Annotated in this window: 18 protein-coding genes; 5 read left to right on the top strand and 13 right to left on the bottom strand. The window is 60.0% G+C overall.

Annotation, left to right across the window (positions count from 1 at the left end):
- Positions 1-96: 96 nt before the first annotated feature.
- The 7 genes from C3418_RS07905 to C3418_RS07875 form a co-directional block, all read right to left on the bottom strand.
- Entirely contained in the window at positions 97-1,215 is a 1,119-nt protein-coding gene (locus C3418_RS07905; protein WP_258039884.1) for a retention module-containing protein, read from the bottom strand.
- Between the two features lie 267 nt (positions 1,216-1,482).
- Positions 1,483-3,408, bottom strand: coding sequence for an EAL domain-containing protein (locus C3418_RS07900; protein ID WP_103858280.1), 1,926 nt, complete (start codon positions 3,406-3,408; stop codon positions 1,483-1,485).
- Positions 3,409-3,411: 3 nt separating this feature from the next.
- Positions 3,412-4,155, bottom strand: coding sequence for a transglutaminase-like cysteine peptidase (locus C3418_RS07895; RefSeq protein ID WP_372587717.1), 744 nt, complete (start codon positions 4,153-4,155; stop codon positions 3,412-3,414).
- A gap of 114 nt (positions 4,156-4,269) precedes the next feature.
- Positions 4,270-5,601: a TolC family outer membrane protein gene (locus tag C3418_RS07890; RefSeq protein ID WP_010675164.1), complete on the bottom strand. Its 1,332-nt coding sequence runs from the start codon at positions 5,599-5,601 to the stop codon at positions 4,270-4,272.
- A 35-nt stretch (positions 5,602-5,636) separates the two neighbouring features.
- Positions 5,637-7,052, bottom strand: a complete 1,416-nt coding sequence (locus C3418_RS07885; protein ID WP_103858279.1) for an HlyD family type I secretion periplasmic adaptor subunit — start codon at positions 7,050-7,052, stop codon at positions 5,637-5,639.
- On the bottom strand, positions 7,045-9,189 hold the full coding sequence (locus C3418_RS07880; RefSeq protein WP_103858278.1) for a type I secretion system permease/ATPase: 2,145 nt from the start codon (positions 9,187-9,189) through the stop codon (positions 7,045-7,047). The genes C3418_RS07885 and C3418_RS07880 overlap by 8 nt, the downstream gene beginning before the upstream one ends.
- Before the next feature lie 369 nt (positions 9,190-9,558).
- Complete coding sequence (locus C3418_RS07875) at positions 9,559-10,503, bottom strand: TIGR01212 family radical SAM protein (RefSeq protein WP_103858277.1); 945 nt, start codon at positions 10,501-10,503, stop codon at positions 9,559-9,561.
- Between the two features lie 613 nt (positions 10,504-11,116).
- Between C3418_RS07875 and gltB the strand changes: the two genes are divergently transcribed.
- Together gltB and C3418_RS07865 are read left to right on the top strand one after the other, a co-directional pair.
- Positions 11,117-15,574, top strand: coding sequence for a glutamate synthase large subunit (gltB, locus tag C3418_RS07870; RefSeq protein ID WP_103858276.1), 4,458 nt, complete (start codon positions 11,117-11,119; stop codon positions 15,572-15,574).
- Between the two features lie 12 nt (positions 15,575-15,586).
- Entirely contained in the window at positions 15,587-17,002 is a 1,416-nt protein-coding gene (locus C3418_RS07865; protein ID WP_039040371.1) for an FAD-dependent oxidoreductase, read from the top strand.
- A gap of 82 nt (positions 17,003-17,084) precedes the next feature.
- Here C3418_RS07865 and C3418_RS07860 read toward each other — a convergent pair whose 3' ends face one another.
- Positions 17,085-17,663, bottom strand: a complete 579-nt coding sequence (locus tag C3418_RS07860) for an O-methyltransferase (RefSeq protein WP_103858275.1) — start codon at positions 17,661-17,663, stop codon at positions 17,085-17,087.
- Positions 17,664-17,724: 61 nt separating this feature from the next.
- Here C3418_RS07860 and C3418_RS07855 point away from each other — a divergent pair, with 61 nt between their 5' ends.
- Positions 17,725-17,919 (top strand): hypothetical protein, encoded by a 195-nt coding sequence (locus tag C3418_RS07855; protein ID WP_103858274.1) that lies wholly within the window; start codon positions 17,725-17,727, stop codon positions 17,917-17,919.
- On the opposite strand, the gene C3418_RS07850 is transcribed toward C3418_RS07855, so the two are convergent.
- From C3418_RS07850 to C3418_RS07830, 5 genes are all read right to left on the bottom strand, one after another.
- Positions 17,916-18,347: a hypothetical protein gene (locus C3418_RS07850; RefSeq protein WP_041213092.1), complete on the bottom strand. Its 432-nt coding sequence runs from the start codon at positions 18,345-18,347 to the stop codon at positions 17,916-17,918. The genes C3418_RS07855 and C3418_RS07850 overlap by 4 nt on opposite strands.
- A gap of 44 nt (positions 18,348-18,391) precedes the next feature.
- Positions 18,392-19,432, bottom strand: a complete 1,041-nt coding sequence (locus tag C3418_RS07845) for a M35 family metallo-endopeptidase (protein WP_029314738.1) — start codon at positions 19,430-19,432, stop codon at positions 18,392-18,394.
- A gap of 253 nt (positions 19,433-19,685) precedes the next feature.
- A complete protein-coding gene (locus tag C3418_RS07840) occupies positions 19,686-20,321 on the bottom strand; it encodes a DUF2913 family protein (protein ID WP_103858273.1) in 636 nt (211 codons plus the stop codon).
- A 115-nt stretch (positions 20,322-20,436) separates the two neighbouring features.
- A complete protein-coding gene (locus C3418_RS07835; protein WP_010675179.1) occupies positions 20,437-21,732 on the bottom strand; it encodes a DEAD/DEAH box helicase in 1,296 nt (431 codons plus the stop codon).
- Positions 21,733-21,977: 245 nt separating this feature from the next.
- The gene (locus C3418_RS07830) at positions 21,978-22,628 is read right to left on the bottom strand and encodes a DedA family protein (protein ID WP_039040377.1); all 651 of its coding nucleotides are present in this window, start codon (positions 22,626-22,628) and stop codon (positions 21,978-21,980) included.
- 331 nt (positions 22,629-22,959) lie between these two features.
- Between C3418_RS07830 and C3418_RS07825 the strand changes: the two genes are divergently transcribed.
- Together C3418_RS07825 and C3418_RS07820 are read left to right on the top strand one after the other, a co-directional pair.
- Positions 22,960-23,928 (top strand): hypothetical protein, encoded by a 969-nt coding sequence (locus tag C3418_RS07825; protein ID WP_181023078.1) that lies wholly within the window; start codon positions 22,960-22,962, stop codon positions 23,926-23,928.
- Positions 23,929-24,145: 217 nt separating this feature from the next.
- Entirely contained in the window at positions 24,146-24,778 is a 633-nt protein-coding gene (locus C3418_RS07820) for a topoisomerase DNA-binding C4 zinc finger domain-containing protein (RefSeq protein WP_052816477.1), read from the top strand.

The raw sequence follows: 24,778 nt of genomic DNA, 5'->3' as shown, positions 1-24,778 counted from the left end.
ATCGTAATGAATATCGTAAAACAGAGCAATTGTGGTGCTCGAAGTCAGAGAAACAAGCTAAAAAGAGCCGGCTGGAATGACGACTATCGGGCTCAGTTATTCTTTGGTTAAAATATCAACAAAGTGTGCTCCCGCCCTGGGGATCCCCTGGGGGAAGGTGGTCAAGACCTGGCCATTGCTGATCAGCGTCACACCTCCCAGTGTCAGGCTTTGTACTCCATCTGCCGCATTGAATGTAAAGGTACTGCTCTTGGTCAAGGCGGCGCCATCGGGGGCTGAGCCATCCGGCAATGCGGCTTCTTCAAGGACAAGCTCACCACCCTCGACCTGCAATCCATTCAGCGAGACAGGCTCATCTACAGGGGTGATGGTGATGGTCAGAGTGGAGTCGTTGGTATCATCCCCATCCGTTACGGTGTAATTGACCGCAGGTACAGGGCCTGTGTAGTTCAGCGCAGGGGTAAAGGTATAGGAGCCGTCGGCATTGATGATCAGCGTACCAATCCCATCCAGCGTGCTCTCAACGCCGGCAGCAATTCCCTGATTGCTGCCCCAGCTATAGGAAATGACAGACGTATCAAGGGGACCATCCGGATTGTTGCTGTTGTCGAGCACATTGCCACTGATGGCCTGATCTTCCTGGGTAACAGCGGACTCATCCTGATCATCGAGCTGATTCTCGGGCAGAAGATCGTCTTCCTGCAGCACATTCTGATCGATCAACGTGTCATAGCCGGTATCGAATCCGGCCTCGGCTATGGTCGCATCTCCGATGCGATCTATGACAACAAAACCACCATTGCCACTGGCCCCAGCGACCCCGCCGATACCGCCACCACCACCGGCGGCAGGTGCCCCACCGGCAGCAGAGGCTTCGAAGTTCTTGGTCGGGTCAACCCCTTGCAGGATGGATTGTTGCAACGCCGCAATTTCTGGCGACACTTCAGGCGAGCCTTGCTGATGATTGGCAACCGATGAGGAAGATTGCCCCTCTGGAGGCATCTCTGTCCCTGCCGGGACACCATTGCCCTCTGCAGGTTTGTCATCGTAGGGCGCCAGCATCAATTTGGCATCATCAGCGATATTGAGTCTGGCGCCAGGCTGCAGTATCTCGCCAGGCTGGAGAGGGCGACTGCTGCCATCGGCAAGCAGGATCTGAACGTTGCCTTCTACGGAAGAGACGACCACGGTTTTGTCGATGATTTGGGTGCGCATATCCATTGCTCCAGGGTGACAGATCTTGATGCCTACACTCTAGATACGCCCCCGTCCTGCTTCCGTTGCAAAAATGTACAGGGTTGAGTCTCTTTGACTTCATCCGATGCAGCGAATCGAACGAATATTTTTTACATATAAAAATCAAATAGGTAACAGCGCGAGTTTTAGTGATATTACCTATATGTCGCGTAAAAATGATGTACATATTCTAAACAGATATAAAAAAGGGCCCTTAATGGGCCCCTTTCTATCGAGTTGTACCGCTTATGCCAGTGGAAATGCAGGGTGAACGAACCCCTGATAACCATCGATATGCAAACTGGACAACAATTCAACCTGCCGTTTATCTTCCACACGGGTGGCGATGGTCGTGACACCCGCGTTGTGGGCAGCCCGACAGACAGCCGCCAGGAAGGAGGTATCGGCGCCTGGTTCCATGACCTGGCTGGTATACCCGTGGTCCACCTTGACATAAGCGGGGGTCAGCTCTTCCAGATAGCCGAGGGACTGGAAGTGCCGGCCATAGTGATCGACCCCCCACAAGAAGCCGTGCTCTCGCAACAGCTCAACCAGATGAGTCACATACTCTTTGTGTTTCATGATGGCCGCTTCCGGGATCTCGAACAGCAGTCGCTCCTTCAGCTCCAAGTTCAGCGACAGATAGCCTCTGAGCCATGTCAGGAACTCATCCGAACAGAGAGAACCCGCCGTGATATTGACTGCCAACACCAATTCCGGTTGCTGCTTGAACAAGGGGACGCAGGCTTCCAGCACCGCCTTGTCAAACTCGGCCCCCATCTTGAACTGCTCGATCGCAGGCAAGAACTGCCCTGCGAAGTAATCCGTTCCATCTCGCGAGATGGCCGCGAACAACTCGGCATGCAGGCGGGTACCATCATCGAAGCGGCATGCAGGCTGTGCCTTGAAGCGCCAGAGATGTCTGGCAATGGCATCCTGCACCAGGTCTCGCCAGGCAAGGCGTCCCATCAGTCCCTGCTCATTGCCGCCTTCCATCACGACGGCACCGCGCCGCTCATTGCGCGCTTTGCCAAGGGCGTTATCCGCCTTCGTCAGCAGGGCCGAGAGATCGTCATTGCCATCACGGCCAGCGATGCCGACGACGGACAGCGCACCGCTTTCTCCCATGGGATTGACAACCAGATCGGCGATACGGCTGTTGATGAGCTCCGCCAGCTCCTTGAGCTGAGACAGATCATCGGTGGGGCAGAGCAAGGCATACTCCGTCGCCGAGATCCGGGCCAGCGCCGCGCCATCCCAGCCATCCAGCAATTCCCTGAGCACCTGTGCAATGGATTTGACCATGTTGTCCCTTGCAGCAAAGCCCTCTTCCCGATAGAGATCGTCCAGCATGTCGACGGCCACCAGCATGACCCCGCCCTGCCCGGCCTCCGCAATCCAGGCATTGACCTGCCCGACGAAGTAAGAGCGGTTGCCAAGCCCGGAGACGGCATCCACATAGACGCGGGCTCGCAGATTCTCGGCCTCGTCGGCCTGCTCTTTGAACTGCACGGCAAGCTTGCTGGAAAGGGTATTGATGGCCTGTACCACTTGCCGCAGCTCGCGGGTCTTGGGCTCGGGAATGGCGTGGCCGAAATGGTGCAGCTCGATTTCAACCGCCTGATCGCAAATCAGCTTGAGCGGTTTGAGCAGATAATTGAGCGCCCGCATCAGCAAGAGAGTGGTGACGAGAAAGCCGACCAGGAACCAGGTGGCCAGTTCGCTCATTCCTTTCCAAAGCTCGTAGTAGGCTTGTCCAGGGTGGCCGACGACCTTCAGCTTGCCCAGTTGCAGCCAACCTGACGTCAAAATCGATTCATTGGCCACTTCAGGGAACAGCTCCAGCCCAATGAACCACTGTGGGACCCCTTCGATATGGCTGCTGTTCTCCAGCTCGATGACATCCTTGGAGGCCAGCAGATCGAGACGGACCAGCTTGTAGTAACCCCCGTCGAACACCGCCTTGATCACGGATTCGGCACTGACCTTGTCGCCGTTCTCCAGATAGGGGGTCAGCGCCAGACCCAGTGCGGTGGACGTATTGATGACGGTGGTCTCCTGCTGCTGCGCCAGGTAGTTGCGGGTCGAATTGAATTGCACCCAATAGGTGGCGGCAAACAGCAATCCGAACAGCAGCAGCATGGTTGCCAATAGTTGTCTGTAGAGCGTCATAGGTTAATCATCCAAATTGACCGCAGGCCGAGCCAATCGCCCCGATGTCATGCGATTGCGTAAGTCTGTCCATAATCCCAAGCGGGATGATTGCCCGGCCAGTTCCCCTTGACCACGCGCCTTCATCAGCCACAAGTGACTACCGTTAAAACTGTAAATTGGCAACAAATCCGCCCGTTGGGTCGCCGGGCGAATTGATCCGACAAGATTGTCCAGAATCAGGGGTACTGCCGCAGGCGTCTCATAGTAGGCAACGACCATATGAAACTGGTTATAATCCAATGCCTTGACATATACCATTCGCATTTTTTCATCAGGGATGCCAAGTTCCAGCAAGGTAAAATACTTGGAAATGCTGAAGTCTTCACAATCTCCCCCCGCTGCGCCCAGAAATTCCAGCGGTGTCGCCCAATAATCCTTCTTGTGCCACAACTTGATGTCATCGATGAAACGCATCTGGTTGAAGAACTGGTTCACCTTCTCCAGCTTCTGCCGATCCGTCAGCCCCGCCGCCTTGTTCTGCATTGCCAAAGTGCGCCAGCTGGTGACCCGTTTGCCGGCCCTGGGGCCATAGGTCTCCTCCGCGCGCTTGACCAGTTTCATATCCTCCGGTGAGAGAGGCTGGCTGGCGCTGAGCAGCAGGGGGATCGCCAGCAGGGCCAGCCACAGCAGGCGAACCCGCCAGGGCGCACGTGCACCTGCGACAGCTCGATACCCATCACGTCGGCTCCAACCTGTCGATGCCACTTCTTTCTGTGTCATGACGCCGCCATCATCCCCTGACCGCCGGACGCATAAAAGAATGACTGCAGCACGCTGCAGCCATTCCCCTTGCCTGATATGACATCAGTGGCAGGGCCATCAGTTGTTGTTGGCCTGCCATTCAGCCGGTTGCTGCACATTCAGGGCATTGAGCAGACCACCGGTGGCATTGAGGATACGATAATCCGCCAACAGGGAGTCGTACTCGGCAGTGATGTAGCTGCGGCGAGCCTCGAACAGTTCGTTCTCCGTGTTCAGCACGTCCAGCAAGGTCCGTTGGCCCAGGCCGAATTGCTTCTTGTACGCCTGTACGGTGTCATAGCTGGCGTCCACGTGCTCTTTGAGGAAGACTTTTTGCTTGGCCAGCGACTCTTTGGCGTTCCAGGCGAGGCGGGTCCCCTCTTCCACCTGACGGAAGGCATTCATGTGAATGTCTTTGGCCTGGGAATAGAGCGCTGAGGTTGCCTTACTTTCTGCCAGATCGGACCCACCGCGGAACAGGTTGTAACGCATCCGGACCATGGCGGTGAGATCGTCGTTACGGCCTTTGACCGCATCGATGTCCTCGTTCCAGTTCTGATCCACTTCAAAGGCTACGTTCGGGTAGAACCCTGACTTGGAGCCTTCATGCTGGTACTTCGCCTCTTCGATGTCCTGCAGGGATGACAGCAGGGTCGGGTGAACCTCTGTTGCCGTCTTCAGCGCATCTTCCAGTGTTGCGGGCAGGAGCTGGGTGTTCGGTACTGGCTGAACGAGATCCTTGGGCACTTCATTGACGACACGGATAAACTCGCTCTCGGCATCCCGATAGTTGTTCTCCGCTGCCGCCTGATTGGAGTAAGCCCGAGCCACACGACCGTCGATCTGGGTCTGGTCAGCGGTCGACCCAAGACCGGAGTCGGTCCGTTTCTGGATGTCACTGCGGATCTGCTCGTGGGTTTCAAGGTTCTGCTTGGACAGCTCCAGGATCTCCTGCTGACGCAGCATGTTGAGATAGACCTCGGCCACGCGCAGGGCCGTGTTCTCCGCCTCGGAGATCATCGCCAGGCGCTGGGCCTGGGCGGCGGCATCGGTCCGTGCCACGTTGCTGCTGACATCAAAGCCGTCAAACAGCATCTGGCGAAGGCTGATCCCGGCCTCCTTGCGCGTCATGGAGTCATCGATCGTCTGTGAATTGGGACCTGCGGCACGGGTCGAGGGACTGTCAGTCTTCTCGTAACCGACGCCACCACGCAGATCAATGGTGGGGTAATAGCCGCCCTTGGCTCCATCATGCTGATACAGTCGTGCCTGATAGAGATCAAAAGCTTCCTTGATTTTCGGATGGGTAGCCAGTGACTGCGCCACTGACTGTTCCAGCGTCTGTGCCTGGCTCAGGCCCGGGAACAGTATGGTGCCACTAACCAGCATGGCAACAATCGTCTTCTTCATGGTATCTCCAGTCATGTTGTTTTTAGATTGTTGGCTTATCGTTCTCTCAGTGCCGACTGCTTAGCCCTCAAGATGGGTTTCAGCAAGTAGTCTAGGACACTTTTTTTACCAGTAATAATATATGCACTGGCTAACATACCGGGGATGATGGGAAGTGCGTTAAGCTCATCGCCCAGATAACTCTTCTCGGTTCGTACTCGCACCAGATAGAAGGAATTACCCTCCTCATCCTGGATTGAGTCGGCACTTATCTGTTCAACCTTGCCATGTAAACCTCCATAAATAGTGAAATCATAGGCAGTTATCTTGACCACGGCCTCCAGTCCGGGTCTGAGGAACGCGATGTCCTTTGGCGACACCTTGGCTTCAACCAGCAGGGTGTCTTCCAGCGGCACTATCTCCATCAGGTCCATGCCCGGCTGAACGACCCCACCCAGCGTATTAATCTTCAGCTTTTTGATGGTCCCCTTGAGAGGCGCGATCACACTGGTACGATCGACTCTGTCCCTGAGGCCGACCTGACCCTCCGACAACTGGCTCAACTTGCCTTGACGTTCGTTTAGCTCGGTCTGGGAGTCCGCCCGGAATTTCAGGGCGATATCATTTCGCTTCGAGATGGTCTCCCGCAGTACCGAGTTGAGCTTGGGCACCAGCAGGCGGTTCGCCTCCAGCTCCCCTTGCATTTCGTTGACCTGCCGCTCCAGTTTAATTAGCTCCACTTGAGGAACTATACCCTCTTTTGCGAGAGGACGGCTGATGTTCAGCTCCTGACGAGCCAGATCAACGCTGCGGCCCACGGTCCGGATCTTGGCATTGAGCTCTATGGTCTCCTGCTCTTTCTGCTCGATCTGCTGTCCCAAGATGTAGAGCTGGTTCTTGAGGTTGTTTAACCGCGCCTCCTGCACCGATCTTTCACGGGCGGCATATTCGGCGAATACATTCTCGTACCCTTCGGGGAACTCGATGGCTTGTTTGTCGATGGCTACCTGTTCGCGCCAGCCCAGATTGGGCTCGTTCTTGACCACCACGCTGCGAATTTCGGCGCGCAGGCGGGCGATATCCCCCTTGAGGGTGACCAGCTCCTGCTCCCGTTCGCGAAAATCCGACTTGAAGCGGGTATCGTCGATGCGCAGCAGTGGCTGTCCCTTCTCGACGATGTCCCCCTCCTTGACGAAGATCTCCTTGACGATCCCCCCTTCCAGGTTCTGGATCACCTGCAATTGGCGCGACGGTATCACCTTGCCCTGGCCGACGGTCACTTCATCCAGCTCTGCCCAGGCTGCCCAGACGATGGCGCTGACAAAAAACAGGAAGCAGGCCCACAGCAGGACTCTGGCACGGGTGGGTGTCGTCAGCAGCACGGCGGCGGCGCCGTCATCCACGTACTCGAGATGCTCGGGTGCAGGCAAGACCGTATCTGAGGGCGTTTTCTTGAACCAGTGGTTAGCCATTCGCCGTCTCCTGCACCCGCACCTTGCCTTCCTTCAATTGCTGCAACACCACCTCTTTGGGACCGTCCGCCACTATCTTCCCCTGCTCCACGACGATGACCCGGGAAGCGACATCCAGCATGGAGGTCTTGTGAGTGATGAGGATAAGGGTGGTTTCGGGGCCGAGCCGTGCCAGCTCCTGCTTCACGTGCATCTCTGACTGGTTGTCCATGTTGGAGGTCGGCTCGTCCATCACCAGAATGGGGGGATCGTTGAGCAAGGCGCGAGCCAGCAGGATGGACTGACGCTGGCCACCGGAGAGCTGACGTCCCCCTTCACCTATCTGTCTGTCGAGACCGTTGGGATCCCGGTTGGTAAAGTTGGTGACCCCGGCCCGCTTGGCGGCGCGCAAGACACGGGCATCGTCCACCAGGGGATTACCCAGCATGATGTTGTCCCGCACGGAACCAAAGAAGAGGGTCACATCTTGCGGCACACAGCCGATGTTGCGGCGAATGATGGTCGGCGGCAGTTGGTCCAGCTCAAAGCCGTCCAGACGCACCAGGCCGTCAGTCGGGCGATAGAGGCCCATCAGCAATTTCTCCAGCGTGGTTTTACCCGCACCGATGCGTCCAATGATGGCCACCTTCTCACCCGGCTCGATGCGCAGGTTGATGTTGTGCAGGGTACTGCTCTCCATGCCCGGATACTTGAAGGAGACATTTTCAAACTCGATGCGCCCCTGGATGACCGGATGGTGGATGTACTGCCTGCCCTCCTCCTGCTCACCCGGCGTCATCATGATCTTCTCCAGGATCTCGAGCGCCGACTTGGCCTGGTTGTAGCGGGTGGAAAGCACCGACAGCTGCACCATGGGGGCGATGGCCCGGCTCGACAGCATCACGGCCGCTATCATGCCCCCCATGGTCACCAACCCTTCCGAGATCTGGTAAACACCGACGATCACCAGTCCCACTGTCACCACCTGCTGGATGTAGCTCGCCAGAGAAGACATGGAGTTGGTGATGCGCCGGGTCTGCACGCCCCAGGTCGAGATGTGGGACACCGCCTGCTCCCAGCGGTGCTGGAACATGCTCTCGGCCCCGAAAATCTTCACGGTCTCAAGGCCCGAGATGCTTTCGATCAGATTGGCGTTCTTCTGGGAGGCGAGCCGGGAGCCCTCCTCGATGGATTGCTTCAGCGGTGCCTGAATGTAGAAGCTGTAGGCCACCAGGATCAGGATGGCGATGATGGGCACCACCACCATCACACCGGCGAAAATCCAGATGATGAAGAGGAAGAAGATGGCAAACGGCAGATCGATCAGGGTGGAGACGGTGGCCGACGTGAAAAACTCGCGCACCGATTCAAACTCCTGCAAGTGCTTGGCAAAGGCACCGGTCGACGCAGGCCTGGACTCCATCTTCATGCCCATCACCTTGGCAAAGATTTTGGCCGACAACAGCACGTCGGATTTCTTGCCTGCAATATCGATGAAGTAGCTGCGCAGCTGGCGCATCACGAAGTCGAAGGTGAACACCACCATGGCTCCAACCGCCAGCACCCAGAGGGAGTCGAATGCCAGGTTGGGCACAATCTTGTCATAGACGTTCATGGTGAACAGGGGGCTGGCGATGGCAAACAGGTTGATGAGGATCGAGGCCACCAGCACATCCCGATAGATACCGCGGGACTCGAACAAGGTGCTCCAGAACCAGTGACCATCACGGGTCTCCAGCACTTTGGGCGAGCGCTCATCAAACTTGAACTGCCGCTTGACGTAGAACAGACGACCATTGTACTCGTCACCCAGCTGGGCAAGACTGACCCATTGGGCCGCGTCTCCGGCCTGGGGAAAGATGATCCTCGCCTGGGTGCGTTCTTCATTCCATTCAAGCAAGATGCAGGCGCCGCCATTGCGCGTCTGCAAGACGCAGGGCAGCAGCAGGGAGGAGATCTGTTCAAGGGGCTGGATCACTTCGCGGGCAGAGAGACCGCCCCGCTCGGCGGCACGACTGAAGAGCGCCGTGCTGAGACGCCCGGAGACCAGTGGCAAGCCGGTGGTGAGAGCATCCTGACTGTTGGGCACCCCGTAAAAGCGGGTCAAAAAGACCAGGCACTCCAACAGTTCATCTATATGGCTGGTTTCTGCTTGCATAGCATCCCATCAAACATGATTCAGAAGGTTGTCTCGGGGCCGAATATCCAAAGCCCGGCGGCGATCCGGAAAAACAGAACAGACCTCGCCACCCAGACCCACAACCCGATTAGCGCACAGAGCCGGGACACTGCATGTCTCGCCTCCCTCACAGATTTTCATGCCGGAAACGGAGGGGACATACCAGGCACCTGGTGTTGCCAAGAAATATGCCACCCGGTTCGAAGAGACACCGCCCGGTATACAAACTGCAAAGAGTTATTGATAACTATATCTTTTTTCAAGCCGACCATCTTATCAAGGTGACTTGAACGAAACTATACTCCAAAGACTGAATTTCATCTAATAACCCACTGTTTTTTGACGAAATTAGAGTTGGCACTCGCCCGTGGAAGGGAGAGAAAAAGGGCGTCCCAGGCAGTGCCCCTGAGGGCCTGAGCGTGCCAGCGCCGCGGCAATGGCGGTCATGGCGCTCCAGCGATTCTCGCACCAGGCGGGGGCCAGCAGGGTCGGGCGGCGCGCCGACGCCGAGACCCTGTGATAGACCACCTCGGGAGGCGTGTACTGGATCATGGCGACCGCCGCCGCCACATACTGCTCCATCGTCAACACATCCAGCCGTCCCGCCTGCCACGCCTTGCCAAGGGTGCTCCCCTCCACCACATGCAGTGGGTGAAGCTTGATCCCCTCGACGCCGGTCTCCACGACACGGTGCAGGGTTTCCAGGCTGTCCATCGGCGCCTCGCCGGGCAGGCCGACGATGAGGTGTGCACACACCTTGATGCCCCGCAGATGGGCTCTGGTTACAGCGTCAACATAGGCGGCATAGCCGTGGCCCCGATTGATGCGTTGCAACGTCTTGTCGTTGGCGCTCTGCAGCCCGAGCTCCAGCCACACCTCGTAGCCGCGGGCCTGATAACCTGCCAGCAGATCCAGCACCGCATCGGGTACACAATCAGGGCGAGTTCCGACGCAGAGCCCCACCATGTCGCTCACCGACAAGGCTTCTTCATACATGCGCTGAAGGTACTCCACTTCGGCATAGGTGCTGGTATAGGCCTGAAAGTAGGCCAGATAGCGCCTGGCCCGGGTCACCTCGTCCCGGCGTGCCAGCAGTTGCTGCACCACGGAGAGTTGCTGGGCCGACTCGTCGGCAAAGGAGGAGACATTGCAGAAAGTGCAGCCACCCCGGCCCAGGGTGCCGTCCCGGTTGGGGCAGGTAAAGGCCCCATGGATGGAGAGCTTGTGGATCTTCTGGCCGTGGCGCAGCTTGAGATCCTGGCCAAATGTATTGATGAGTTCGTGTAACTGCATGACACCTCCGAAATGAGGTGTCATTCTAGCGACGCAGCCCGGCGGGCAGGCTGCGCTGGATCAATCCCGCTCTCTACCCAAAAATCATATAAATATTCACGTTAGATGCGATAAATACCCAACAGTCAGCATTCACGGTCACTTTTGACAACCTGTCACTCCTGCCACCTGGAGAAAAGTGTCATAACCTCTCGCCCATAACCGGCTGTAACTACTGAAAAAATCCTGTTTAGTCTGCTTATGGACAAATGCAAGACGCAGGATCCTGAAATGTGATCCCCGCCAAGCACACCAGAGATGACTTTGTAAAATTACTACAGTTTCCCGCCACCATGCAGTCAACCACTAAATCGTCCATAAACAGAATATAAATCCAACAAATAAATAAAAGTCAGTCATAAATACACAAAAATGCTGATTGAGTCTCAAAAACCCACATTTTGTTATGGTGATGTAACATTGCAAACAAGCGGGATGTCCAATTGACCTTGCCCGAAAATCCCATTAGTTTGGAGATTCGCCACCTCAGGCGGACGGAACCACAAGAGCCAATCGCAATTTATGCAGTCTGTTGATGACAGTGCGATGGAAGGCCGAGCAAGGGAGAAATGCAATGTCACTATATGATCCAAAGCTGGAGAGGGATAACTGTGGCTTCGGCCTGTTGGCCCACATGGAAGGGGAAGCCAGCCACAAGCTTGTCCGTCTCGCGATGTCAGCCTTGGCTCGCATGCAGCACCGCGGCGGTATCTCCGCTGATGGTAAGACCGGCGACGGCTGCGGCCTGTTGCTGCAAAAACCCGACAGCTTCTTTAGAGCGGTCGCCGAAGAGAAGGGATGGCACCTGGGCCGCAACTACGCGGTCGGTATGCTGTTTCTCAACCCGGACCCCGTATTGGCCCAGGCAACTCGCGACATCATCGACGAGGAGCTGGAAAGAGAGACCCTGAGTCTGGTCGGCTGGCGCAAGGTGCCCATCGATACCAATGTACTCGGTTCCATCGCCAAGGCGTCCCTGCCCAGTATTGAACAGGTCTTTGTCAACGCGCCCCCGGGCTGGGTCGACAAGGATCTCGAGCGCCGCCTCTATATCGTGCGCCGCCGCATCGAGAAACGCATCAGCGACGACTACTTCTATGTGGTCAGCCTTTCCAACCTGGTCACCGTCTACAAGGGACTGTGCATGCCGGTGGATTTGCCGCGCTTCTATCTGGATCTGGCCGACATCCGCATGCAGGCCGCCATTTGCGTGTTCCACCAGCGTTTCTCCACCAACACCAGCCCGCGCTGGCCGCTAGCGCAGCCGTTCCGCTACCTCGCCCACAACGGCGAGATCAACACCATTGCCGGCAACCGCCAGTGGGCCAAGGCGCGCAGCTACAAGTTCGCCACCCCGCTGATCCCGGATCTGCAAGAGGCCGCCCCCTTCGTCAACACCACGGGGTCGGACTCCTCCAGCCTCGACAACATGCTGGATCTCTTCCTGGCCGGCGGCATGGACCTGTTCCGTGCCATGCGCCTGCTGATCCCGCCTGCGTGGCAGAAGCACCCGAACATGGATGACGACCTGCGCGCCTTCTACGACTTCAACTCCATGCACATGGAGCCCTGGGACGGCCCGGCCGGCATCGTCATGACCGACGGTCGCTACGCCACCTGCGCACTCGACAGAAACGGTCTGCGTCCGGCACGTTACGTCATCACCAAGGACAAGTTCATCACGCTGGCCTCCGAAGTGGGCACCTGGGACTACACCCCGGACGAAGTGCTGGAGAAGGGCCGTGTCGGCCCGGGGGAGCTGTTCGTGGTCGATACCAGCAACGGCAAGATCTGGACCAGCTTCGAAATTGACGACGATCTCAAGAGCCGTCACACCTACAAGCAGTGGATGGACAAGCACTGCAAGCGCCTGGTGCCCTTCGAGCAGATGGACGATGCCAGCACGGGATCGCGGGAATTCCCGGATGACCGGCTCAAGACTTACCAGAAGCTGTTCGGCTACTCCTTTGAAGAGCTGGATCAGGTGATCCGCGTGCTCGGCGAGAACGGCCAGGAGGCGGTGGGCTCCATGGGGGATGACACCCCGATGGCGGTGCTCTCCTCCAGCCAGCGAACCCTGTACGACTACTTCCGCCAGATGTTCGCCCAGGTGACCAACCCGCCCATCGATCCCCTGCGGGAAAATCACGTCATGTCCCTGGCCACCTGTATCGGCCGCGAACAGAACGTGTTCAACGAGACCTTCGGCCACGCCCACCGGGTGCTGTTCCAGTCGCCGATCCTGCTCTACTCCGACTTCCATCAGTTGCTGGCCCTGGAGGGGGAACACTACCGCCATGCGGTGCTGAGCCTCAACTACCTGCCCGAAGAGGGGCTGCAAGCCGCCCTCGAGCGCCTCTGCCACGAGGCAGCTGAAGCGGCCCGCAGCGGCGCGGTGCTGCTGGTATTGTCAGACCGGGACATCAGCCCGGACACCCTGCCCATCCCGGCCGCCATGGCGGTGGGGGCGGTGCAGCGTACCCTGGTGGACAACAACCTGCGCTGCGACGCCAATATCCTGGTGGAGACCGCGAGCGTGCGCGACCCGCACCACTTCGCCGTGCTGCTGGGCTTTGGCGCCACCGCCATCTACCCCTATCTCGCCTACGAGACCCTCGCCAAGCAGGTAGAAGAAGGCGTGCTCAAGATGAGCCTGCGCCAGGCCATGCTCAACTACCGCAACGGCATCAACAAGGGCCTCTACAAGGTGATGTCCAAGATGGGCATCAGCACGGTGGCAAGCTACCGCTGCTCCCAGCTGTTTGAGGCGGTGGGCCTCTCCAAGGCTGTTGTCGAACTCTGCTTCCGCGGCGTATCGAGCCGCATCCAGGGTGCCGACTTTGCCGACATCCAGCAGGATCAGATCAATCTGTCCCGTCTGGCCTGGCTCGGCCGCAAGCCGCTGACCCAGGGCGGCCTCTTGAAATTCGTCCACGGTGGCGAGTACCACACCTACAACCCGGACGTGGTGCAGACCCTGCAAGTGGCGGTGCGCTCCGGCAACTACGCCGATTACAAGGAGTATGCCCGTCTGGTGAACGAGCGGCCGGTCGCCACCTTGCGGGATCTGCTGTCGCTCAAACAGGGCACCACCCCGGTTGCGCTGGATCAGGTGGAGCCAGCCGCCAGGCTGTTCCCCCGCTTCGACTCCGCGGCCATGTCCATCGGCGCCCTCGGCCCTGAAGCCCACGAGGCCCTGGCCATCGCCATGAACCGCCTCGGCGGTCAGAGCAACTCCGGCGAAGGCGGTGAAGATCCCAAGCGTTTTGGTACCGAGAAGAACTCTCGCATCAAGCAGGTGGCTTCCGGTCGCTTTGGCGTCACCCCTCACTACCTGATGAACGCGGACGTGGTGCAGATCAAGGTCGCCCAGGGTGCCAAGCCCGGTGAAGGGGGCCAGCTGCCCGGTGATAAGGTCACCGCGCAAATCGCCCAGCTGCGCTACTCCGTGCCCGGCGTGACCCTGATCTCCCCGCCGCCCCACCACGACATCTACTCCATCGAGGATCTGGCCCAGCTCATCTTCGACATCAAGCAGATCAACCCGAACTGCCTGGTGTCGGTGAAACTGGTGTCCGAACCTGGCGTCGGCACCATCGCCTGTGGCGTGGCCAAGGCCTATGCTGACTTCATTACCGTCTCCGGCTACGACGGCGGCACTGGCGCCAGCCCGCTCACCTCGGTCAAATACGCCGGCTCCCCCTGGGAGCTGGGCCTGGCCGAAACCCAGCAAGCCCTGGTGGCCAACGGCCTGCGCCACAAGGTGCGTCTGCAGGTGGATGGCGGCCTCAAGACGGGTCTGGACATCATCAAGGCGGCCATCCTCGGCGCCGAGAGCTTTGGCTTCGGTACCGGCCCCATGGTGGCGCTCGGTTGCAAATACCTGCGTATCTGCCACCTGAACAACTGCGCCACCGGCGTCGCCACCCAGGATGAGAAGCTGCGCCGCGAACACTTCACCGGCCTGCCGGAGATGGTGATGAACTACTTCAAGTTCATCGCCGAGGAGACGCGCGAGCTGATGGCCGAGCTGGGCGTCACCCAGCTCACCGACCTCATCGGTCGTACCGACCTGCTGGAAGCCCTGCCCGGCCTCACCGCCCGTCAGGCCAAGCTGGACTTGTCCGGCATCCTGGCGGCCCCGGTTGCACCGGCAGGCTCCAGTCTGTTCAGCCAGCAGCACAACCCCACCTTCGACAAGGGGCCCTTGAACCTCAAGATGGTGGAAGACCTGCTGGATGCGGTGGAAAACATGAGTGGCGGCGAGTTCCGCTACGACATCCGCAACACCGACCGCTCCGTGGGTGCGCGTCTGTCCGGCGAAATCGTCAAGCGCCACGGCAACCAGGGCATGGCGGCCGATCCGGTCAAGGTGCACTTCAACGGCACCGCCGGCCAGAGCTTCGGCGTCTGGAACGCCGGTGGCCTTGAGATGATCCTCACCGGGGATGCCAACGACTACGTGGGCAAGGGGATGACCGGCGGCAAGCTGGTGATCAAACCCCACGTCGGCGTGGCGTTCAAATCCCACGAGGCGGCCATCATCGGCAACACCTGCCTCTATGGCGCCACCGGCGGCAAGCTCTATGCCGCAGGGACCGCAGGCGAGCGGTTCGCGGTGCGCAACTCAGGGGCCTTGGCGGTGGTCGAGGGGATTGGCGACAACGGCTGTGAATACATGACAGGCGGCATCGTCACCGTGCTCGGCAAGACCGGTGTCAACTTCGCGGCGGGCATGACAGGCGGTTTTGCCTACGTGCTCGACGAGTGCGGCAACTTTGCCAAGCGCACCAACCCCGAGCTGGTCGAACTGCTGGAGGTGGCGGATCTGGCCATCCACCAGGAGCACCTGCGCGGTATCATCACGGCGCACCTCAACGAGACAGGCAGCTCGCGTGCCGAGGAGATCCTGGCCAACTTCGACTCCTATGTGCCCAAGTTCAGGCTGATCAAACCCAAGTCCAGCGACGTCAAATCGCTGCTTGGCCACACCAGCCGTTCCAGTGCAGAACTCAGAATCCAGGCGCAATAAGGAGGGAACCCTATGAGCCAGAACGTATTCCAGTTTATCGATGTCCAGCGGGTCGACCCGCCCAAGAAGCCGCTCAAGATCCGCAAGATCCAGTTCGTGGAGATCTACGAGCCCTTCAACCAGGCCCAGGTCGGCATGCAGGCAGATCGCTGCCTCGACTGCGGCAACCCCTATTGCGAGTGGAAGTGCCCGGTACACAACTACATCCCCAACTGGCTGAAGCTGGCCAACGAGGGACGCATTCTGGAGGCGGTGGAGCTCTCCCACCAGACCAACAGCCTGCCGGAGGTATGTGGCCGCGTTTGCCCGCAAGACAGACTGTGTGAGGGTGCCTGCACCCTCAACGACAGATTCGGCGCCGTGACCATCGGCAACATCGAAAAATACATCACCGACAAGGCGTTCGAGATGGGCTGGCGCCCGGATCTCTCCAAGGTGGTCAAGACAGGCAAGCGGGTCGCCGTCATTGGCGCGGGCCCAGCTGGCCTTGCCTGTGCCGACGTGCTGGCACGCAATGGCGTCACCCCTGTGGTGTTCGACAAGTACCCGGAGATCGGCGGCCTGCTCACCTTCGGTATCCCCTCCTTCAAGCTGGAGAAAGAGGTGATGCAGCGCCGCCGCGAGATCTTCGAGGGGATGGGGGTGGAGTTTCGCCTCGAGACCGAAGTGGGCCGTGACGTCACCTTCGCCGACCTGCTCGGCGAGTTCGATGCGGTCTTCCTCGGGGTCGGCACCTACAAGTACATGAAGGGCGGCTTTGCCAACGAAGAGGCGCCGGGGGTCTATGACGCCCTGCCCTACCTCATCTCCAACGCCAATCGCTTGCTGGGCTTTGAGAAGGCGCAAGCCGATTACATCGACTTCGCCGGCAAGCAGGTAGTGGTGCTGGGGGGCGGCGACACCGCCATGGACTGCGTGCGCACCGCCATCCGCCAGGGGGCCGATCGGGTGATCTGCGCCTACCGCCGGGATGCCGAGAACATGCCGGGCTCCAAGCGGGAGGTGAAAAACGCCCAGGAGGAAGGGGTGGAATTCATGTTCAACCTGCAACCTGTCGGGGTCGAACTGGACGCTCACGGCCGCACCTGCGGCATCAAGGTGGTGAGCACAGAGCTCGGCGCCCCCGATGCCAATGGCCGCCGCAATCCGGTAGTCATTGAAGGCTCCGAGCAGGTGCTGCCCGCCGATGCGGTGGTGATGGCGTTCGGCTTCCAGCCCAACCCCCAACCCTGGATGGCAGAGCACGGCGTCGAGCTCGACGGCCGGGATCGCATCAAGGCGCCCGAGAAGGCCGAGTACGCCTTCCAGACCAGCAACCCCAAGGTGTTCGCCGGTGGTGACGCGGTGCGCGGCTCGGATCTGGTGGTGACCGCCATCTATGAGGGTCGCAAGGCGGCCGAAGGGATCATGGACTACCTGGCCGTGTGATCTGCCGCCATAACCAAGCAGCCATGCAAACAGCCCCGCTCGTGCGGGGCTGTTTTTTTATGCCTGGCTTTGGTGCTGCGCTCTAGCACCGCACCACCAGAAACTCCCCCTTGCCCACCGGCACCAGGGAAGTCAGGAAATCGGGGTCACGCCGCACCTGTGCCATCCACTCCCTCATCTCGTCCTCATGGGAGATGGCATTGTCCACCACCAGCAGGCCACGAGGGGCAAGCAGGCGCTGGATCTCGGGCCACCAGGCCTGGTAGTGGCGGCGCTCGGAGTCGAGGAAGATGAGCTGATAGCCCGCCGTCGGCAGGCAGGGCAACAGGCTGCCGGCCTCCCCCGCCAACTGCTCAATCCAGGGAGTGAGCCCGGCCCGCTCAAAGTTGGTCGCCGCCATGGTCCGTTTGCCCTCGTCCAGCTCGATGGTGGTGACCCGGCCCCCCAGCCGTTTCACTGCCTCGGCCAGCCAGAGGGTGGAGTAACCGTTGGAGGTGCCGATCTCCAGCACAGCCTGCGCCCCCCTCGTCTGCACCAGCACCGCCAGCAGTTCGCCGGTGTCGCGGGTAATGTTGAGCATCTTGCTGCCACGGGAGTGTTGCGCGCCGTCATTCTGCTCGCCAAAGCGCTCCAGCTCCCGTTTCAGTTGTTCCAGTGCCATGTCTCCTCCTTGACGGTGTAAACGAGTCGGCCCGGTGCATGGCATGGCTGGACCGCCCCTCATGTTCATCATTTTGCTATCGACCCACTCGGTGGCCCATCCCCTGCGTCATCCGGATAAAGACAACACCCTGGCTCACCATGTGATCACGCTGGTGCACTGCTGCTGGCGGGAAAGCCAATCGTCACGCGGTCTGGCGGTGGCCCCCCGCGCCGTCGGGCTGCTGGATACCAAGGGCAAGCAGCAGATCGCCTAGGGGGCCACCCGGGTAAAGTCGATGGCGGGGCAGCTGGGCGCCACGCCCTTGGTCAGCGTCAGGGGCTGGGCACGATAGCTGAGCCGGTAGCGGCCCGGTTGGGACAGATCGTAGGCCTGCGCCAGGTCTGCATCGGCCTGGCTCTGCTCCCCCGCCCCCAGGTGCAGGAAGTCGCCGTCCCCGGGGGTACCTCGCTTGGCAAGCGGCCCTCGATAGTCCAGCGGCTGCCCATCGCGGGTCAGGTCGATGGCATCGGCAAACCACCCCTCGAAGGGGGTGAACCAGGTCAATACCTCGAGGGGCGTCTCCCCCCGGTTGGTCAGGGTCATCACCAGGGGCAGGGGTTCGTTCACCCCGCTCTCTGCGCTGACCGACAGCTCGCACTGCAAGGGCGCCAGTGCCAGGGTGGTAAGCAAGAGTGTCATCATGGTGCCTCCGTCAAAAAAGGGGCCATCCGGCCCCTGTTTGCAACTCAATTTTCGCTCGGGGTATTCTCGGCGAAATATTCATGGTTGTCGGCATTGTTCAGGGCCTTCTGGGGATCCGTGCTCGCCAGATTGCGCGCATTGGCCTGACCGTATCCCAGATCGTCGGTGCCCGCCACCACGTTGAAGTGGCTCAGCTCGTGGACAATGGTGCCGGCGCGGGAATCGGTCCCGGTGACCGGCGCTGTCCAGAAGCTCTTGCACAGATAGACCTTGTAGGGCTGGTCCGGATAGACATAGGCAAAGTAGCTCTGCTTGCAACCGCAGTCGAAGGTGAGCGGCTTGTTGTCGATGGCATCCTTGATCTTGCTGAAGTTGGTCTCGGCCTGGTTCCAGCGGGTGGCGTCATAGGCGCCAAACCAGCTGCGGTAGCGCTGCCCATTCGGCTTGTCCACCGCGAGGTAGCTGCTGGAGTTGTTGGCGATGCCACTCGCGGCATCGAGCGCCGCCAGGATGTCGCTCTTCTGGGTGTTGGTGCAACGGCCGCTGAAGCTGACCGAGGCGCTCACCGCCTGGGGCTCGGCCACCGCCGCCTTGGCCAGCACCCGATCGTCGCTCACCCCGTCCACCCAGAGGGTCACGGCATTGGACTCGCTCGCCTGGGCCTGTTTGGCCTTGGCCGCTTTCCCCTCCTGCGCCACGGTCGGCAGCAGGTAACGGATGCTGTACTGGCCCTGGGCACTCATGTCGTAGAGACCGGAGACCTCCGCCTGCACTGTCAGGCTCTGGCCCGCCTTGAGCAGTTGGTAGTCCTTGTCACTCGGTGCGGCCCGCTTGATCAGGGCCCCTTCGTAATCCACCGGCTGGCCGTCACGCTCCACCTGGAACAGGGGAGCATCCTCGCTGCCCGGCAGTTGCCATTTGAGCAGACGAACCGGCTTCTCCCCGGTGTTGGTCAGGGTCAGGTTGACGCGCACATCGTCTGTGCTGCCCTCCACCAGGGTGAGCCGGGCATCGAGTCCGGCGGCGCAGAGCGGGGACGCCAGCACGCCGGCCAGCAACAGGGCAATTGGAGTCGCTTTCATCATGTTTCCTCATTCATTGAGTGTCGCCTTGTCAGGCGGTCTGCTTCCTTTAAGGCCCTCTTTGGGGCCCATCCACCCTAGAGCAGAAGCACCACCCCACCATCCCTCCATATGGGGGACGCCCCCCATCAGAGGGGGAGCCCCTTGGCTGCGACAAAGATTGCCCGCCCGGCCCGAGCGTGCAGGCAACCCCGTGGGGTGCATTTGCCATAAAAAAACCCGGCGCAGGGCCGGGTGACGGGATGAGAAGGCGGGATCAGGAGGACAGCAGCGCCAGGGCAGGCTGCGCGTTGCCCGGCATCAGCCGATAGGCCTTGTGGTGCTTGACCAGGGTGGTTTTCTTGTTGCCTTGGCTCAGCAGCAGGCCCCGGGCAAATGCCGCCTCGGCCAGTACCTGCTCGTCCCCGCGCACATAGAGGGTGAGGGGCTTGACCAGCTCACCTCCCTCGATATGGCCCTGATACTCGCTGGCCGAGATGATCAGGCTGGATTGCCCCTGGCTCAGCAGCCGCTGCCGGGTGTGCAGTTCGCTGTCAGTGAACACCAGCCAGCCCGCCCCCTCCAGCACCAAAAGCAGATCGGCCAGGCGCGCCCCCAGCTGTACCGGCTCATGCATGGCACGCTCATACTGGCGCTGCACCCGCTCAAGCAGCCCCTTGAGATCGGCCCCCGCCCCCAGCGTCCGCCCCAGTTGCACCCAGGCCTTGAGATCCTCCATCACCAGCCGGGAGAAGCGTTTCTCCTTGAGAGAATCCGCCATCCAGGTACAGAGAAAGTGGCTCTCCTGGGCGGGGGTGCGTTTGCCCGTCTTCTGGGCAGCGGTGCGCTCCAGCTCCGCCAGGCTCTGGCGGGCCATCTCGAGCAGGGCCTGATTGTAAGCAGGAAGGGTCATCTCGGATCCTCTTGAAACGGGGCGGCCAGGGGCCGCGTCATCGACAGCACAAAGGCGCCAGTGGCGCCTTTGGAGAGTAAACGCCCCTCCCCGACCGGGAGGGTGCGACGTTGCCTTATTTCGGTTGACGGGGCTTCTTGGCCGCCGCCAGACGCTTGAGGCGCTGACCTTGCAGTTTCGCCTCGGCCATGGCCTGGGCGGCGGCATTGTCTTCACGCTGCGGGCGCTTGCCGAAGCGGCGGCGCTCCTGCAACTGCTTGATGAGGTCGTCACGGCTGCTCACCTCGTAACCCGGCACCATGATGCGGCGGATCTTCTGGCCGATGAGGGCCTCGATCTCCAGCAGGGTGCGCTCCTCCTCGCGACTGACGAAGGAGATGGCCATGCCGCTCTTGCCAGCGCGACCGGTTCGGCCGATACGGTGCACGTAATCTTCCGCGAGGAACGGCAGATCATAGTTGACCACGTATTCCAGGCTCGGAATGTCCAGGCCGCGGGCGGCCACCTCGGTGGCCACCAGCACCCGCAGCTTGCCTTCGGTGAATTCACGCAAGGCACGGCGACGGCTCCCCTGGGCCTTGTCACCGTGCACCACGGCAGACTTGATGCCGTCTAGGTTGAGCTCCTCCACCAGTTCATCGCAACTCTCGCGGGTGCTGGCAAACACCAGCACCTGCTGCCAGTTCTGCTTGCCGATAAGCTCGGAGAGCAGCTCGCGCTTGCGCTTCTGTTCCACCGGATAAACGGTATGGCTCACGGTGTCGGCAGTGGAGTTCTGCTTGTCGACGGCCACCACCTGGGGTTTGTCCAGCATGAGGTTGGCCAGCTTTTTCACCGCCTCGGAGAAGGTGGCGGAGAAGAGCAGGTTCTGGCGGGTCTTGTTGACCGCCTGCAGGATCTGCTGCACATCGGCGCTAAAGCCCATGTCGAGGATGCGATCCGCCTCGTCCAGCACCAGGGTCTCGACCCCGGAGAGGCTCAGGTTGCAGGCGGTGAGGTGCTCGAGCAGACGGCCAGGGGTGGCCACTATGATGTGTGCGCCCGCTTTGAGCTTCTTGGCCTGCACATCCTGTTTGCCACCACCCACGATGGTGAGGGTAGTGATATCAAGATACTTGGCAAAATCGTTGATATTGCTCGCCACCTGGGCCGCCAGCTCGCGGGTCGGGGTCAGGATCAGCACGCGGGCATTGGAAGGCTGCACCGGCGCCGGGTTGTCTACCAGGCGTTGCAGGATGGGCAACGCAAAGGCGGCTGTCTTGCCGGTACCGGTCTGGGCACTGGCCAGCACATCGCGGCCACGGCGAATGGCCGGGATGGCCTGGCTCTGCACAGGGGTCATCTCCTGATAACCGCAATCTGAGATGGCGCGCAAAATCTCGGGGGCAAAATCGAACGATTCAAATCTCATGTTGGGTTCCTGTGTTCCAGCGGAGCTGTAGTTGGCGTGGGTGGCCTGGGCCGGCGTGTGGCCTGGCATCGGCGAGGCGTGAAGCCAAGGACGGCTGGGTCTGACATCAGATCAGAAGATGAGCCGGAAAATGGCGGGCGCGAAGTGTAACAGATAGGCGGCAGGAATGCCGCCTCAAATGGTCTGTATTTTTCCGGGGGCTGCGCCCGCCAGACGCGGCAGCAGGCGCAGCCCGGGCAGTGAGATCAGCGCACCCGCTTGCTCGGACGCTTGAGCAGCCGCATGCCGATGGCCGCCACCGCGATGACGAACAACCCGAAAGAGGTGACAAGCAGGCACTTGGTCAGCAGCTCCTGATGATGGGCAAAGACCGGGGTCGCCATCACCATCTTGCCGGCCATGCTCAGCACCAGGGACCAGAGGAAGGCGCTGGCAAAACTCGCCACGGCCACCCGCAGCAGGTGCAGGCGGGAGACTCCCATCAACATGGGGGTCAACACTCTCACGAAGGGGATGAAACGGGACACGAACATGGCCCAGAAGCCGTAACGATCCAGCAGTCGGGAGGCCCTGGGCAGGCTCCCTTCCGGGATCATTCGCTCCACATGGCCCATGAAACGGGTGCCATGCAGTGCCTGCCCCTGCCAGTAGGCGAGCACGCTCCCTATCCCGGCCGCGAGCGGCAGATAGAGCAAGGTCACCTCGGGCCCCAGCACCCCCATGCCCACCAGACCGCCCGCCAGCAGCACCAGGCTGTCACCGGGCAGGGGCAGAAAGACGAAGCTCGATTCAAGGAAGAGGATCACCACCAGACAGGTGACGAGCAGACCGATTGCCTGCATTTGTATAAGCTGATCAAAATCCTGATGCCATATGGCAAGCAGCATGTCCTGCATCTGGTGTGACTCCCATCAACGTAATGCGCATTCGTCATGATGACCCGAAGGCCCCGTCTGGTAATCCATCCCTGCTACCACCCCAATGTTCGTATGGGAGGCCTCTTATACACCCGGGGAACTGAACAATAAATTAATGTCTGTGATTTCTGCCCAGCGGTTCACCCTTCTCGCCCCCCCTGCCCCCGCCAAAGCGAGGGCAGCTTGGCCCATCAGGCCAATGCGCACACCCCAAAACAGGACGGGTCGGCCCTTGCCAGGCTGCCAAGCCAGATGAAACCCGTTACAGTGTGAACATGCCCCAATGGATGGGGTACTCATGGAGCCAGGTATGGCAAGACAGCTCTCTTTTCACACACTTTCCTTGCTGGCGGTTATTGCCGGCGTCTCTGCCGGTCTTGTGACAAAGGCCCGTGCCAGCGACGAGAGCCTGGTTCAACAGCGCGCCAACGCCGTCGTCTCCCTGATGAGCTACGCCGTGGTGCCGGATATCACCGCCAGCAACCTGAATATCGGCAGCGGCACCAACGACACCTCCGCCCTCACCATCACCCAGTTCGGGGGTGGCGCCACCCTGAGCGAGGATGTTCCCCTCTATCTGGAGGGCACCCTGGGTTACAGCCGCTACGATCCCCAGTTTGTGTTCACCGATGGCAACGAGACCCGCACCATACCCACCAAATGGAACAGCCTGAGCGCCACCGGCGGCATCGGCTGGGATATCGGCGTCCACCGGGATCGCTTTGGTGGCAATCTGGTGCTGCGGCCCATCGCCAATGTCACCCTGGGCACGGTGGCCAGCGACCTTCGCATCGGGGCCGCCCTGCTCGAGCACAGGAGTGGCCAGAATCTGGACTTCCTCGACGGCGGCACCCTCAATGTCTATGGCCTCGGCGGCTCATTGATGCTGGACTATGAACTCTTCTCCGCCGCCCAGGACATCGATGCCGAGCTGCGCTACTCCTACCAGCATCTGCAAAGCTTCACCGGCACCGCCGAGAGCGTCAGCGGTCAGGCCGATGCGGAAAACCTCGGGCTTTACCTGCGCCGCCGCGCCCCCCTGTGGCACTGGACCCTGCTGGACAGGCCCCTTCGCTACGTGCTGGAAGGGGCCAGAACCGAATACCTGGGGCAGCAACGGGGGCAGCTCGGTTTCAACAGCCTCAACTCCCTGGGACTTGGCCTCGAACTCGACAGCAGCAAGTACGACATCTTCATCACCCGCACCCGGCTGGTGGCCCGCTATATGTTCAGCAACAGTACCAGCGGCTACTCCATCGGACTGGCGATGAGTTTCTAGCGCAGCAAGGCGACATGAACCGTCCCCATCACCAAATCTCTGACTGAACGCACATTTGACTCCATTGCCGCTATGAGGTCCCACCTGTATCTCCTAGCATGGGGATACGGACGGTGGGTGAAGACGTAAAGCAGAACCACGCCGGGGATTGTGGTCAGGCTGACTACCTACTGTTGAGCAGAGAACACATGACATTTCCAGGGACAGGGAGCTTGTTATGGCCAAATTTCTGAATACCAGCGCAACCAACTATTTCCTCGAAGAGCTGATAAAGGATGCCAAGGAGCGGTTAATCCTGATCAGCCCCTTTCTCAAACTCAATGACAGGATCAAGGAGCTGCTGACCGACAAGAACCGGCTCAAGATCGATGTGCGGATCGTCTATGGCAAGAGCGAACTCCAACCGGAAGAGATCAGCTGGCTCAAGGAGCTCACCTATATCCGCACCAGCTTTTGCAAAAATCTCCATGCCAAGTGCTACCTCAATGAGGAGATGTGCATTGTCACCAGCCTGAACCTCTACGAATTCAGCCAGGTGAACAACAACGAGATGGGGGTGTTGATCCGGCGGGCGGATGACAGTGAGCTGTACCGCGATGCCTACGATGAAGCTCAGCGCATTATTCGGGTGAGCGAGGAGGTGCGCATCACGTTGGAGCGCGTCGCAAGCGACAGTGACCCGCAGGACAACGTGGCCGCCCATGCAGGTACAGCACCGGTTTGTCCAAAATGCGGCACAACCATGGTACTGAGGACCAGCAAACGGGGAGATACCAAGGGTAACAGCTTCTGGGGCTGCCCCGAATACCCCAAGTGTCGCAGCATCATCCCCATCGAGACCCATCCCTGA

Origin of the sequence: Aeromonas sp. ASNIH8 (assembly GCF_002919855.1) — a bacterium.
Lineage (GTDB): Bacteria > Pseudomonadota > Gammaproteobacteria > Enterobacterales > Aeromonadaceae > Aeromonas > Aeromonas caviae.
This window is presented reverse-complemented; position numbering and strand designations above follow the sequence as displayed.